A 13,213-nucleotide genomic window follows, 5' to 3' on the forward strand; every position below is an offset into this window, starting at 1 on the left:
TGCGTCAGGCCGGCGCCCTGTCAGCGCCGGAGCGGCTCCACCGCGGGAATCTGTTCCTCGTCCAGGTCGTACAGCCACGCCAGGCGCTGTGGGGTTACGGTTTGGGCTGGGGCGCCGCAATGGTGGATGGCGCCGTCTCGGAACAGGGCCACGCGATCGGCCACGCGCAAGGCGTGATCGGGCTGGTGGGTGCTTAACAGAATGGCTATGCCGTCGCTTCCCAGTTGCCGCACATGTTCCAGCACCCTGATCTGGTTGCCGTAGTCCAGGCTGGCGGTGGGCTCGTCCATGATGAGTATGGCCGGTTCCTGGGCCAGGGCGCGCGCGATCAGGGCCAGTTGCCGTTCGCCGCCGCTGATCTCGGTATAGACCTTGTCCCGTAGATGGGATATCTGCAACTGCTCCAGGCATTTGTGGGCCACGTCCTTGTCATGCGCTCCGGGCAGCGAATAGGGTCCGATGTGGGCCGTGCGGCCCATCAGCACCATTTCTTCCACCGTGAACGGAAACATGCCGTCGTGCGCCTGGGGCACATAGCCCACGCGGCGCGCGAAGTCGCGGCGCGACCAGCGGCGCACCGGCTTGTCCAGGACGCGCAGTTCTCCTTCCAAAGCGGGCAGAAGCCCCATCAGCGTCTTGAACAGTGTCGATTTTCCGCTGCCGTTGGGGCCAAGCACGCATAGTATTTCTCGGGCTTGCAGCCGCAGGGTCAGCGGCCGGCTGATGGGCTTGCCGGCATGCCCGATGACGAGGCCTTCGGCGAGGATGGCGCTGTTCATGGCGATTGACGTCCGCCGCGTGCCAGCAGCATCAGGAAGAAGGGGGCGCCGACCAGGGCGGTCAGGACGCCCAGCGGCAGCTCGATGCTGACCAGGGTGCGGGCCAGCGTGTCGGTGAAAATCACGAAAATGGCGCCGAGCAGGGCGGAGGCGGGCAGCAGGCGCGAGAAATCCGGCCCCACAAGCAGCCGCGCCACATGGGGAATGACCAGGCCCACCCAGCCGATGATGCCCGTAAACGCGACTGAACCCGAAGTAAGCAGTGTGGCGGCGGCGATGAAGATGATGCGTGTGCGAGTGGTGTTCACTCCAAGCGACTGCGCTTCTTCGTCGCTGAGGCTGAGCAGGTTCACACGCCAGCGCATCAGCACCAGCGGAATCAGGCCGATGGCAAGGCAGGGGAGAATGAAGGCGATGTCCGAGCCGGTGACTGTGTTCAAGCCGCCCAACAGCCAGAATGTGATGGATGGAAGCTGCGTGTAGGGGTCGGCCAGTATTTTCAACAGCGATATGCCCGCGCCCAGCAGGGTGCCGACGGCGACGCCGGCCAACACCAGCACTAGAACCGTGTCGTGCCGCCGCACCGACAGTGAAATGAAGTAGACGCATGCCACGGCCGCCAGCCCTCCCAGGAAGGCCAGCAGCTGGACGAAAATCATCGACAGGCCCAGGAAGATGCCCGCCGTGGCGCCCAGCCCCGCGCCGGCCGATACGCCGAGAATATCCGGTGAAACCAGAGGGTTGCGGAACATGCCCTGGTAGGTGGCCCCCGCGGCCGCAAGCGAGGCGCCCACCAGGGCCCCCACCACGGCGCGCGGGATGCGCAGGTTCCAGATCACCGCGTCCAGTGTCGCGGCATCGTCAGCCGCGCGGCTTGACAGCCCCATTCCGCGCAGCAGCGTCCATGCGATGTCGGACAAGGTCATGGGATATTGGCCGGCGATGATGCCGGTGGCCGCGGCGGCCAGAAGCAGGATGATCAGGGGCGTCCACACGATGCGCAGACGCAGCGATTGCAGCATCATGGGTCGTGTCGTGCGTTGCGGGCCTCGGCCAGCAAATCGGCGGTTGCGTCGATGCGGTAGAACACGCGAAAGAATTCCACGATGAAGTCGTCGATTTGCGCCGAGGGCCGGCCGTCGTTGCTGAAAATGTCGATCAGCCAGTGTAACCCCAGCAGCCGGTTGATGCCCGGCGGAGCGTCGAGCCAGCCGAAGGGCAGCATTGGCGTCAGGTACAGGCGCCGCTCTTTGACGGCACGCACCTGTGCCCACAGCGGCGATTGGCGTGCATGCCGGATGAAGGCCGGGTTTTGCGTGAAAATATAATCAGGGTTCCAGGCCAGCAACTGTTCCATCGAGATGCGGCCCACTCCCGATGAAGCCCGCGTGTGTGCCACGTTGCGCGCGCCGGCCATGCTGAAAGCCTGGCCGTGTATCGATCCGGCCAGGCCGGTTTCAAGGCCGTCGGCCGACCGGGCCAGATATACCGTGGGGCGAGGAGCGTCCTGCGCGTATCGTTCCCGCGCCCGGGCGGCGTGGTCGAGTATGGCCCGGGCGTGGGCGGCCAGAAGCTCGGCGCGAGGCTGGGCGTGCAGTATTTCCCCGGCCATGCGCAACTGGGCCGGAGACTCCTGAAGATCGCCGTCCATCAACACGTAGCGGATGCCGGTCTGCGCGGCGACCTGTTCGGCCGCACTCAGATAGGTGGCGTTGACCGTGCCCACGTCCAGGATGACGTCGGGGCGCATTGCCATCAGCTTCTCGTGGCCCATGGTGCTGCCCCGCCCGGCCAGGCGTCCCACCAATGGCAGATTTTTCTCGTGTGCGGGAAGCAAAGCCAGGGCTTGGTCGCTTAATTGATAGGGCCAGCCCAGCAGTTTCTCGGGCGCCAGGCAGTAGGCCAGAACCGAGGCCGGCGGCCCGGCCGCATAGACGCGGCGGACGAGTTCAGGCGGGGGGCCGAAAGCCGAAACCAGCGTGGTGTTCGATGCAAAAGCTCGCGCCGTCCACCAGAGCGGGCTCAGCGCCAGCGATTTGAGTAGCCGCCTGCGGTTCATGTGCGGCCGCTGGAGGCCTGAACCGGGCGCCGGATGCCCTCGAACCATTGCTGCATCAGGTCGGCATCGGGGGGAAGTTCGATGGCCATGCCGCCGGTGAATTCGCGCCAGGCGTCCAGATAGGGGGGCGACACCACGGTCAGCACAGGCGTACCCCGGCTCATCAGCTCGAGCATTTCCGCGCTGAACCCATCGCCGTCGGCCTCGAGTATGCCGAAGCGGTTGATGATGACCAGCTCGGCATTGCTGCCGATGGCGCGCCGCAGGACGATGCCGGCCTTGAGCAGGGCGCCCGGATCCAGGCAGCATGCTTTTGATTCCTTGCCCAGGCTTTGGCCGATGGGGTAGATGGTGTCGTCGTCCAGGTCGCGCACGGTGCGGGTGGCGCAATCGCTGGGGTCGCTTTGCGGACCGGGCACCAGCCCGCGCACCACGCGGCCCTTGGATTGCATCCGCCGCACAAATTCAAGCAGCGGTTCATCCGCATCGCCCTTGCCCCCGTGCACAATGGCTGCGGCGGCGATGGTTTCTTCGGTGTCGTCCATGACGGCCCTCCTGGCGGTGGAAGGCGGCCCTGGCCGCCTTCGGTTCGTTGAAATCAGAAACGATATATGGCGGTGGCGTACCAGACGCGTCCGGGCATGGGGTAGCCGTCGGCCAGTTCATAGGAGCGGTCGGTGATGTTGCGCACGCCGGCCTCTAATGAAAGGTCGCTGCGAGGCGTCCAGATGCCTTTCAGCCCCCAGATGCCGAAGCCGCTGAGGCGTTTGTAGGGCTCGGCATTGCTGTAGCTGACATAGCGGCCGGACTCGGCCTCCAGCGTGCTTAGAACTTCCCATTGAGCGTTGGGCTTCCAGCTTACATGGGCAAACAGGCGATGGCTTGGGGTATCGGTTAGGCGCACCGACGCGTCGCTCTGGTTTTTGCGGTTCAGATAAGTATAGGCCAGGCCCGCGCGCCATTGACGGCTGATCTCTTGCTGGAGGCTTACCTCCAGGCCACGGTGCCTGGCCTTGCCGATGTTCTGCGCCTGGTTGCAGAGCTCGTCGAGGAAATCTCCGCATTGCGCTTCGGACAGCGGCAGCACGGCGTTCTGGATCAGGTTGCGGATGTTGCTTTGGAACAGCGCGACTTCAAGATGACCACCGGACCACGGCGCGCCGCGATAGCCCACTTCCATGTGCTGGGCCTTTTCGGGCTGCAGGTCGGGATTGGGCTGGGCGCTGCCGAAGCGGGCCGAATAGCGGTCCTTGATGGTCGGGAAGCGGGTCTTGTACGCCAGACTGGCAAAAACCTGGGAGTCGGGCGTGAGGTCGTACATGATTTCCGCCAGGCCGTTGGTGGCGTCGGTCTTGCCGGTCGGCCAGAAAAACACTTCGCGCGCTTCGCGCTGTTCATAGCTGCCGCCGATGCGCAGGCGCCAGGAGTCGGACAGGTCGATCAGGTCTTCCACAGCCACGGCTTTGGTGACGTCGCGATATTTTTCCGTGGGGGCCGTGCTGCCCACTTCGCTTTCATGGTGGCGGTCATCCTTGTAGTGCAGGGCCAGGTGCAGCTCGTGGTTGGGGATGGCGCGGCTGATCAGCTCCATCGAGGCGCCATAGGTCTGGTCGTCGTACAGGCTGGGCAGATTGCGCGCGTGGGGCGTGGTGTAGGTGCCGTCTGTGAAGAAGTCCAGGCGATTCTTGTATTTGTCATGATAAATGCGGAACTTGACCGTGTGGTCCTGGCCGATGTCGGTGTTGCTGATGAAGTACAGGCTTTCCTTGTCCCAGTAAGGCCATTGCCAAAAGCGGCTATTGCTCAATTCGCCGGTGTAGGCGGGGTTGCCTTTCTCGCCTTGCTGGTTGACGTAGCCGATGGCGTATTCGTCGGTGGCGTTGGGCGTCAGGCCCAGCTTGACCGAAAACTTCTTGTCGGTGCGATAGGCGTTTTCGCGGTAGTTGCCGGTGTCGGTGGGCACAGGCCGGCGGTAATCCTGAAAGCCGCGGCCAAGCGGGAAGCTGTTGGCCTCCAGCCATGAGGCCCCGGCTTGCAGGTACCACAAGCCCTGGTTGGTGCCGACGTTCAATGCCGCCTTGCGCTCCGCGCCGCTTGCATAGCCGATGCGCACGTCGCCTTCGAATTCCTTCGAGGGCTTGCGGGTAACCAGATTGATCGCGCCGCCCATGATGTTGGGCCCGTACAGCAGCGAGGCCGCCCCCTTGGCGACGCGAATCTGAGAAAGGTCGAACGTGGTGAAGCGGCCATAATCCACATAGCCGTCATACGGCACGTAAAGTGGAATGCCGTCAAGGAACACCGGCACCTGGCGCGGGTCGAAGCCGCGCAGGTAAACCATTTCTTCATTGCGGCTGTTGCGCGATACGCTGACGCCGGGCAATACTCTGACGGCCTCGCCCACGGTGTTCAGGTCGTAGCGCTCGATCTGGGTGCTGCTCATGACCTGTTCGTCTTCCAGCGCGGCCGATTCCGCGCCCTTGACGACGACGCTGCCAAGCTGGAACACGTTGTCCGCCAGCGCCGGCCCGGCGGCCAGCAGTGTGGCGGATGCGGTCAGCAGCGTGGTGGCGAGAAAAGACGCAGGACAGGCCGGCTCGTTCTTGTGATTCATGTGTTTTCCCTTACCGTTATGTTTGTTCGTATATATCGCTAGGTAAAAAAACGACGGGCATGACCCGCTCCCGGCGCTTCGGAACGAGAGCAGGGACAGCCGTCGCCTGTCGTCTCGATAATCGATGGGCGCTATCGTATCAGAAAATTCGCTCGTTGTATTTATCTGGATATAGCGAATGACGCATAGTAAGTTTTTTAGTTCATTCTATTTGGTGGTCGCGCCGGATGGCTGCGGGCGGGGCTGCCTGAAGCCCGCCCGCTGAGGTCAAGTGTATTTCTTGTTGCCGGCTCTCATGAGCCGTCGGCCTCATCCTTCTTGCGTTTATCGGCATCGGCCGCCAGCGCCGCGCTGAAGTTCTCGGGCTTCAGCACCGAACGCATCGCGTCGTTGACCTGGTCGGGCGTCAGGGCTGCCAGCGCTTCGTCCATCTGCGCCGACCATTCAAAGGTTCGGTCCAGTTGCAAGTAGTTGATCCAGGCCGAGGCCAGGACGCTGTCGCGCGTGCGGGCCAAGCGGCGCAGCTTGAGCAGGGCGTCAACGCCGTCTTTGACTTCTTGTTCGCTGAAACCTTCTTCGAGCGCTTTCTTGATCTCTTCCTGGATGCTTTCACGCAGGCTGTCGCTGTTCTCGGGGGCGAAGATGGCGTAGAACTGCCAGCTTCCCGAAGGTTCGTACGACGAGGCGTCGAACTGGCTGCGCACGTTGTACGAAAGGCCTTCTTGAACTCGGACGCGGTTCCACAAGCGGGAGGTTTCCGAGGCGCCCAACAGATAGTTGGCCAGGTACAGCGCGGGGAAGCGTGGGTCGGTGTCCTGGATTTTCAAAGGCAGGGAAGCCAGATAGAACGCGTTGGCCTTATCGGGCGTGTCGATATCGAAAGTTTCGGGAGGAACCGGATGATAAGGGTCATTGATGCGTGTGTAGGGCGGCGCCTTGCGCCAGCCGCTCAGCCCCTTGGCAAGTGCGCTGCGCACGGTTTCCGGTTCGAAGGCGCCGACCGCCGAGAAGCGGATCGTGCCGGCGCCGTAGAACTGTTCATGGAACTGAACCAGGTCGGGGCGGCTGATCGCGGCAGCGTCTTCGAGGCGTTCCTGGAACGTGGGTACGTAGCGCACATCGTTGCGCGGCCACGGGCTGCTGTGCCGGGCGATGGCCAGCGAGGCAAGCGATGAGGGGTCGTCCATGCTGCTTTGAATCGAGGCTGACACCTGGCGCTGGTACTCGGCCAGCTGGTCGGCCGGGAAGTTGGCATGGCGAACCACATCCAACACGGCCTCGATCAGGGCCGGCAAGTTTTCACCGACGGTGGACATGCGTATGGCCAGGCTGTTGGCGCCACCGTTGAAGCTTACGTCGGCCTGGAGGGCGTCGAAGCGATCTGCGATCTCTTGGCGCGACAGTTCATCCGTGCCGCGTTCGAGCATATCGGCCGTGATACTGGCAATGGAGCGTTTGCCTTTGAGCATGTCGGCGTCGCCGAATTGCAAGAGCAATGTAGCTTGGACGCGGTCTCCGCGAGTGGCTTTGGGAAGCAATGCAAGTTGCACCGACCCATTGGGCAAGTCTAGGGGTTCACGCAAGGTGGCGGCGTCAATGGCTTCGGGAGAGGGGTCGAACGCCTCGACTGAGTCGGGAACGTCTTTGCCGGCATAGTCTTGCAGCAGCTTGGAAAGATCGACCGGTTCGGCCCGGGGCGCGCGAACCGGCTGTTCGGTGGGCAGATACATGCCGTTGGTACGGTTGCTGGGAACCAGGTATTTTTCGGTGGCGGACTGCACTGTTTCAAGCGTGGCCTGTTCGACCTGGTCGCGGCGCAGGAAGAACAGGCGCCAGTCGCCCGCTCCCGCTGCGTTGGACAAGGCGTCGGTAAGGGCGGCTGGGTCAGCGTAAATTTGGGTCCAGCCGGTAATCCATTTGTTCTTGATACGTTTCAGTTGCTCTTCGGCAAAGGGCTTTTCACGAAGAGAATCCAGCGATTTCTCCAGGGCGTCGAGCGCCGTCCTGGCGTCCATGCCCGGCTCAAGCTGGACTCCGAACAGTGCGTAACCGGGTTGCGCCATGGGACGCGCGAAGCCGAAGACGCCGGCGCCGAGTTTTTCTGGGACCAGCGCGCGATACAGGCGCCCTGACGGCGTATCACTGAGCATGTCAGCGCCAAGGTCCAGCAGGGTGAAGTTGGGGTCTCCGACAGCGGGGATGTGATACATCGACGCCACGAAGGGACTGCCGCCCTGGCGGCGCAACACGACAAGCCGCTCGCCGTCCTGGACGGGCTCGACCGTATATTCACGCGGCAATGTGCGCTCGGGGCGCGGGATGTCCTTGAATGCGTCGACAATCACGCCGAGTATGTTTTCGGCTTCGAACTGCCCCGATACGATGAGCACGGCGTTGTCCGGCTGGTAATGCAGCTTGTAGAAACTGCGAAGCTGCTCTATGTCTACCTGCTCGACATCGGAACGCGCGCCGATCACGCTTTTGCCGTAGCTATGCCACTGGTATGCGGCCGCCTGCATCTTCTGGATCAGTATCTGAACCGGATTGTTCTCGCCGCTTTCCATTTCGTTGCGAACGACCGTCATTTCGGAGTCAAGATCTTCTTGCGAAATAGTGGCATTGATCATCGCGTCGGCTTGCCAGCGTATATACCACTCGAGCGTTTCGGGGTCGGCGGCGAAGCTGGCGTAATAGTTGGTGCGATCGGTGCTGGTCGTGCCGTTGGCGCGCAGCCCGCGACGAGAGAACTCGCCCAAGGCGTTGGGCAGCGAAGGCGTGCCGCGGAACAGCATATGTTCGAGCAAGTGCGCCATGCCGGTTTGGCCGTAATTTTCATGGCGGGAACCGACCAGATAGGTCATGTTGACCGTGACATTCGGTTTGGAGGCATCAGGCGTCAGTAACACCCGCAAGCCGTTCGGCAGGGTGTATTCGGTGGTGCCTTCAATGGAAGGCCCCTGGGTGATGCCGGCCGGCAAGGCGTTTGGCGCTTGGGCCCATGACGTAGGGACGAAGCCGCCAAGCAGCAGCGCGCAAAGAAGGAAGAAGCGAGAAAAATAGTGGCTCATGTTTTTTTGCGTTCCAGGCGTTTCAAATTAGATAAGCTAAAGAGCCGTTCGGCCGTCGTGTCGCAGCGCACAGATACAGGATTTGAGTGCGGGCGGGCGCGCAAGTTCATTTCGACAGGTCGCGCATGGCCTGCTCGAGCCCGCTTACGGTCACACTGTACATGCGATCATGCATGATGTTGTTGATGATGGCGATTGACTGCCTGTAAGGCCAATATCCTTCAGGCTCGGGGTTGAGCCATGCCGCGCGCGGCCAGTTATCGAGCAGGCGTTGCAACCAGGCGGCGCCCGTTTCGGCATTGTGATGTTCGACGGAGCCTCCCGGATGCAGAATTTCGTATGGGCTCATGGTGGCGTCGCCTACGATGATCAGGCGCCAGTCTTCGTTGTAGGTGCGCAGAATGTCCCAGGTCTCAAAGCGCTCGGTCCGGCGTCGGGTGTTGTCGCGCCATAACGACTCGTAGGGGCAGTTATGGAAGTAGAAAACTTCCAGGTGGCGGAATTCGCTGCGTGCCGCCGAGAAGAGCTCTTCGACGCGCTTGATATGGTCGTCCATGCTGCCGCCCACATCCAGCAGCATCAGGACCTTCACCGTGTTGTGGCGTTCCGGAACCATTTGCAGGTCGAGAAAGCCGGCATTGCGCGCCGTGCTGCGTATGGTGTCGTCCAGGTCAAGCTCCAGTTCGGCCCCTTCGCGTGCAAAGCGCCGCAAGCGGCGCAACGCCATCTTGAAGTTGCGCGTGCCCAGTTCCTGCTGGTCGTCATAGTCGCGAAATTCGCGTTTTTCCCAAACCTTGACGGCTGTGCGGTTGCCTGCCGACGGGCCGCCCACGCGTATGCCTTCGGGATGATAGCCGCCGTGCCCGAAGGCTGATGTGCCGCCTGTGCCTATCCATTTATTGCCGCCGGCATGCCGTTCTTGTTGCTCTTCGAGGCGCTGCTTGAAGAGCTCCATCAACTTGTCCCAGCCGTGCTTTTCGATGGCGGCTTTTTCTTCAGGGGTCAGGTGCTTCTGGAATTCCTTCAAAAACCAGTCGAGGGGGATTTCCTTGGCGTCGGGCAGGGCGGCCTCGAGTTCCCGATAGAACGTGCCGAAGGCTTGGTCGTAGCGGTCGAACAGGGTTTCGTCCTTGACCAGTGTCATGCGTGCAACATGGTAGAAATCATCCAGGGTGGGAGGCATGACGCCCGACTGCAGTGTTTCGAGCAAGGTCAGGTACTCTTGCACCGAAACGGGCAGCTTGTGGGCTCGTAAGTGATAGAAAAAATCCGTCAGCATGGCGCTGATACTCGCAACTGTGTGTCAGACATGAAAGTGTTCACCTAGCGGCGACTGGCGCGGCTGATAGAGGCCAGGCGCTGCAGCAAGGTCAGGTCTTGTTCGTTCTTGAGCAGGGCGCCGGCCATTACAGGCAGATCTTGCACGTTGGCGATTTGCGCCGCCGGCACCGCCTCGCTCATCAGCAGCCGCAACCAGTCCAGAAATTCTGACGTGGAAGGTTTTTTCTTGAGGCCAGGGGCGTCGCGCAGGGCGAAGAAGGTATCCAGCGCCGCCGACAAAACATCTTGCTTGATGGTGGGAAAATGTACGGACACAATGTCGCGCATGGTGTCCGGCTCAGGGAAGCTGATATAGTGGAAAAAGCATCGGCGCAGGAAGGCGTCGGGCAGGTCTTTTTCGTTGTTCGAAGTGATAATGATCAATGGGCGGTGCTTGGCCTGGATGGTCTGGCGTGTTTCGTACACATGGAACTCCATGCGGTCCAGCTCGCGCAACAGGTCGTTGGGGAACTCGATGTCGGCCTTGTCGATTTCGTCGATCAGCACCACCACGGGTTCGGGCGATTCGAAGGCGCGCCATAGCACGCCCTTTATAATGTAATTGCCAATATCGCGTACTTTTTCGTCTCCAAGCTGTGAGTCACGAAGCCGAGAGACGGCATCGTATTCGTAGAGGCCCTGGTTGGCCTTGGTGGTCGACTTGATATGCCATTGCAAAAGCGGGCGTTCAAGGGCGGCGGCCACCTCTTCGGCCAGCATGGTCTTGCCCGTGCCCGGTTCTCCTTTGATAAGCAGCGGCCGTTGCAGCGACAAGGCGGCATTGACCGCCAGTTTCAGGTCGTCGGTGGCGACGTAGCGTTCGGTTCCTTCAAAGCGTTGCGTTGTCGAGGGGTTTGATGTCATGGAGTTTCCGTGTGTCTATGGGCGCGTTTATGCCGGCTGCGCCAAGAGGGTTGATCAGATACGTGGCGGGTATGGCTTCAATTATCGTACAATCCAACGGGTTCGTCGGTCATGAGGGGTTGAGGGCCGGCTTTTATCTACTGCTAAAAGAGCTAATATGAAGTTGCGAACAAATTTCAAGCGCACGATTTCTGCGCTGGCCGTAACGGCATTCTGTGGAATCGCCGGCTCGGCCGTGGCCGCCGACGCGCCTGTGGGCGATGCAAAAGCGGCAGTCGATAAAGTATCCATGTGCATCGGCTGTCATGGCATCAAAGGATACAAGGCCAGCTTTCCCGAGGTTTATCACGTTCCCATGATCGCCGGGCAAAACGCCGAGTACATCGTGGCCGCGTTGCAAGAATACGCGAACGGCGGACGCACCTTCCCCACCATGGAAGCCATCGCCAGAAGCCTTAGCGACCAAGACATGGCCGATCTTGCGGCTTATTACTCCAGCCTCAAATAACCCGGGAGACGACATGAACAAACTGACTCTTGCCGTAGCGGCCTCCCTGTTTGCAGCCTTCGGGGCTTCCGCCCACGCGGCCGATCTTGCCGCCGGCCAGGCTGCCTTCCAGAAGTACACTTGCGCAACCTGTCATGGCGCCGATGCCAAGACTTCCACCTTGCCCTCTTACCCCATCCTGGCGGGGCAGCACGCCGATTACCTGGCGCATTCGCTTAAGACATACAAGCGCGGGCAAGCCGGCGCGCCGGCAACGTCCAACGTACGCAAGAATGCTGTCATGGGCGCCATGGTGCAGCAACTTAGCGAAGCCGACATCGAAAACATCTCGGCTTGGCTTGCCTCGCTGCCTTCACCTTTGTCGGTCAGCAAGTAAGCCTGTTCACGCTGTAATTCAAAGCCGCCCGCCGCAAGGTTCGGCGGCTTTGTCAATTCGGCTTGGTCAATTGCGGGACACCCGCCTGCGGATCAGATCCAGATAGGTGTCGTTGCTGAATGGCGTGCCCAGCCTTTGGGCTTCCCACACAACCTCGCCCAGGCATTCCATGATTTCGTGTGCCGCCGCGTGGGCATCGCGGGTGGCCAGAAGCTGTTCGTAGGCTGCCTTGATGCCCGGCGGCTGATCAATGGAAAGCTGCTCACTGATGGCCAAGTGCATGGAAAGATGCAAAAAGGGGTTGGTCTGGCCGGCCTCGACTGGAAAATCAGCTTCAACGGCGTCCGGGTCTTCTAGCGCGGCATGGTATTCGGGATGCTGAAGCATCCAGTCGATCGCCATGCTTTCCAGCGGCGTAAGCACGCCGGCCTTGCGATGCTTGGACCAGGCGTCGGCAAAAAAACGTCGAACCTGCTCGCGGGATGGGTTGAACATAGACGAAAAAGGCTTGAATCAAACCGTTAGTTTAACCGCGCAGTGTGCTGGCCCGGCTTTGCGATTCATTCCGCAGAAACGCGCGATAGCCGTTAAAATGGACGCCGAGCTATTTTTCCGGGTCTTAGTCTTATATAAGACTTGGTCTATAATGTTGCAGTTTCACTGAATCTTTCCTTTATGCAGCAAACTGGAGCGTCCATGTCTTATCAGCACATCAAGGTCCCCGAGTCGGGCCAAAAAATCACGGTCAACGCCGATTTTTCGCTTAATGTTCCTGACGAACCGGTGATTCCGTACATCGAAGGCGATGGCACGGGTGCCGATATTACTCCGGTCATGCTCAAGGTCGTTGACGCCGCCGTGCAAAAAGCTTACGCCGGCAAGCGCAAGATTCACTGGATGGAAGTCTACGCCGGAGAAAAATCCACCAAGGTCTACGGCCCCGACGTCTGGCTGCCCGAAGAAACGCTTGATGCCGTCAAAGAGTACGTCGTATCCATCAAAGGCCCCCTGACCACACCTGTGGGCGGCGGCATCCGCTCGCTCAACGTGGCCCTGCGTCAGCAGCTCGACCTGTACGTCTGCCTGCGTCCCATCCAGTACTTCAAGGGTGTGCCTTCGCCGGTTAAAGAGCCCGAGAAAACCAATATGGTCATCTTCCGTGAAAACTCGGAAGACATCTACGCCGGTATCGAGTTCGAAGCAGAAAGCGCCGACGCCAAGAAACTTATCGACTTCCTGCAAAAAGAAATGGGCGTCGACAAGATTCGCTTCCCGGAAACCTCCGGCATCGGCGTCAAGCCTGTCTCGCGCGAAGGCACCCAGCGCCTGGTCCGCAAGGCCATTCAATACGCCATCGACAACGACAAGTCGTCGGTCACGTTGGTTCACAAGGGCAACATCATGAAGTTCACCGAAGGTGGCTTCCGTGACTGGGGTTACGAGCTTGCCCAAAAAGAATTCGGCGCCGAGCTGATCGACGGCGGCCCATGGTGCAAATTCAAGAATCCCAAGACCGGTCGCGAGATCACGGTCAAGGATTCCATCGCCGACGCCTTCCTGCAGCAGATTCTGTTGCCTCCGGCCGAGTACGACGTCATTGCCCCCCTCAGCCTCAACGGCGACTA

12 protein-coding genes are annotated in these 13,213 nt (G+C 60.8%); 3 read left to right on the forward strand and 9 right to left on the reverse strand.

The genetic code is table 11. The annotated features are described in order from the left end of the window. Positions 1-20: 20 nt before the first annotated feature. The 8 genes from ACIY1O_RS15640 to ACIY1O_RS15675 all read right to left on the reverse strand — a co-directional run bounded on the left by ACIY1O_RS15640 (position 21) and on the right by ACIY1O_RS15675 (position 10,704). Positions 21-779 carry an ABC transporter ATP-binding protein gene (locus ACIY1O_RS15640; protein WP_397476025.1) on the reverse strand — a complete coding sequence of 253 codons (759 nt, stop codon included), beginning with the start codon at positions 777-779 and terminating at the stop codon, positions 21-23. Beyond that, positions 776-1,804 (reverse strand): FecCD family ABC transporter permease, encoded by a 1,029-nt coding sequence (locus ACIY1O_RS15645; protein ID WP_397476026.1) that lies wholly within the window; start codon positions 1,802-1,804, stop codon positions 776-778. The genes ACIY1O_RS15640 and ACIY1O_RS15645 overlap by 4 nt, the downstream gene beginning before the upstream one ends. Then, positions 1,801-2,838, reverse strand: coding sequence for an iron ABC transporter substrate-binding protein (locus ACIY1O_RS15650; protein WP_397476027.1), 1,038 nt, complete (start codon positions 2,836-2,838; stop codon positions 1,801-1,803). Before ACIY1O_RS15650 ends, ACIY1O_RS15645 begins: the two co-directional genes overlap by 4 nt. Then, positions 2,835-3,383 carry a DUF2478 domain-containing protein gene (locus ACIY1O_RS15655; RefSeq protein WP_397476028.1) on the reverse strand — a complete coding sequence of 183 codons (549 nt, stop codon included), beginning with the start codon at positions 3,381-3,383 and terminating at the stop codon, positions 2,835-2,837. The genes ACIY1O_RS15650 and ACIY1O_RS15655 overlap by 4 nt, the downstream gene beginning before the upstream one ends. A gap of 53 nt (positions 3,384-3,436) precedes the next feature. Beyond that, entirely contained in the window at positions 3,437-5,452 is a 2,016-nt protein-coding gene (locus tag ACIY1O_RS15660) for a TonB-dependent receptor plug domain-containing protein (RefSeq protein WP_397476029.1), read from the reverse strand. A 293-nt stretch (positions 5,453-5,745) separates the two neighbouring features. Continuing rightward, positions 5,746-8,520, reverse strand: a complete 2,775-nt coding sequence (locus ACIY1O_RS15665; RefSeq protein ID WP_397476030.1) for a M16 family metallopeptidase — start codon at positions 8,518-8,520, stop codon at positions 5,746-5,748. 106 nt (positions 8,521-8,626) lie between these two features. After that, complete coding sequence (locus tag ACIY1O_RS15670; RefSeq protein WP_397476031.1) at positions 8,627-9,799, reverse strand: vWA domain-containing protein; 1,173 nt, start codon at positions 9,797-9,799, stop codon at positions 8,627-8,629. A gap of 44 nt (positions 9,800-9,843) precedes the next feature. Further along, the gene (locus ACIY1O_RS15675) at positions 9,844-10,704 is read right to left on the reverse strand and encodes an AAA family ATPase (RefSeq protein ID WP_397476032.1); all 861 of its coding nucleotides are present in this window, start codon (positions 10,702-10,704) and stop codon (positions 9,844-9,846) included. A 157-nt stretch (positions 10,705-10,861) separates the two neighbouring features. Here ACIY1O_RS15675 and ACIY1O_RS15680 point away from each other — a divergent pair, with 157 nt between their 5' ends. Together ACIY1O_RS15680 and ACIY1O_RS15685 are read left to right on the forward strand one after the other, a co-directional pair. After that, a complete protein-coding gene (locus ACIY1O_RS15680; protein ID WP_397476033.1) occupies positions 10,862-11,212 on the forward strand; it encodes a c-type cytochrome in 351 nt (116 codons plus the stop codon). Positions 11,213-11,225: 13 nt separating this feature from the next. Continuing rightward, positions 11,226-11,588 carry a c-type cytochrome gene (locus ACIY1O_RS15685; RefSeq protein ID WP_397476034.1) on the forward strand — a complete coding sequence of 121 codons (363 nt, stop codon included), beginning with the start codon at positions 11,226-11,228 and terminating at the stop codon, positions 11,586-11,588. Between the two features lie 66 nt (positions 11,589-11,654). Here the strand turns inward: ACIY1O_RS15685 and ACIY1O_RS15690 are convergent, their stop codons facing one another. Next, positions 11,655-12,083, reverse strand: coding sequence for a DUF1841 family protein (locus ACIY1O_RS15690; RefSeq protein WP_397476035.1), 429 nt, complete (start codon positions 12,081-12,083; stop codon positions 11,655-11,657). A gap of 201 nt (positions 12,084-12,284) precedes the next feature. Between ACIY1O_RS15690 and icd the strand changes: the two genes are divergently transcribed. Next, positions 12,285-13,213, forward strand: a 929-nt coding sequence (gene icd, locus ACIY1O_RS15695; RefSeq protein ID WP_397476036.1) for an NADP-dependent isocitrate dehydrogenase, incomplete at its 3' end; no start/stop codon positions are given.

The organism is Pusillimonas sp. (assembly GCF_044464525.1).
Classification (GTDB): domain Bacteria; phylum Pseudomonadota; class Gammaproteobacteria; order Burkholderiales; family Burkholderiaceae_B; genus Pusillimonas.

Excerpts from the sequence above, each read along its gene's own strand:
- ACIY1O_RS15680 (WP_397476033.1), top strand. The coding sequence starts at position 10,862 with ATGAAGTTGCGAACAAATTTCAAGCGCACGATTTCTGCGCTGGCCGTA.
- ACIY1O_RS15685 (WP_397476034.1), top strand. The coding sequence starts at position 11,226 with ATGAACAAACTGACTCTTGCCGTAGCGGCCTCCCTGTTTGCAGCCTTC.
- ACIY1O_RS15670 (WP_397476031.1), bottom strand. The coding sequence starts at position 9,799 with ATGCTGACGGATTTTTTCTATCACTTACGAGCCCACAAGCTGCCCGTT.
- ACIY1O_RS15650 (WP_397476027.1), bottom strand. The coding sequence starts at position 2,838 with ATGAACCGCAGGCGGCTACTCAAATCGCTGGCGCTGAGCCCGCTCTGG.
- ACIY1O_RS15660 (WP_397476029.1), bottom strand. The coding sequence starts at position 5,452 with ATGAATCACAAGAACGAGCCGGCCTGTCCTGCGTCTTTTCTCGCCACC.
- ACIY1O_RS15640 (WP_397476025.1), bottom strand. The coding sequence starts at position 779 with ATGAACAGCGCCATCCTCGCCGAAGGCCTCGTCATCGGGCATGCCGGC.
- ACIY1O_RS15690 (WP_397476035.1), bottom strand. The coding sequence starts at position 12,083 with ATGTTCAACCCATCCCGCGAGCAGGTTCGACGTTTTTTTGCCGACGCC.
- ACIY1O_RS15665 (WP_397476030.1), bottom strand. The coding sequence starts at position 8,520 with ATGAGCCACTATTTTTCTCGCTTCTTCCTTCTTTGCGCGCTGCTGCTT.
- ACIY1O_RS15645 (WP_397476026.1), bottom strand. The coding sequence starts at position 1,804 with ATGATGCTGCAATCGCTGCGTCTGCGCATCGTGTGGACGCCCCTGATC.
- ACIY1O_RS15675 (WP_397476032.1), bottom strand. The coding sequence starts at position 10,704 with ATGACATCAAACCCCTCGACAACGCAACGCTTTGAAGGAACCGAACGC.
- ACIY1O_RS15655 (WP_397476028.1), bottom strand. The coding sequence starts at position 3,383 with ATGGACGACACCGAAGAAACCATCGCCGCCGCAGCCATTGTGCACGGG.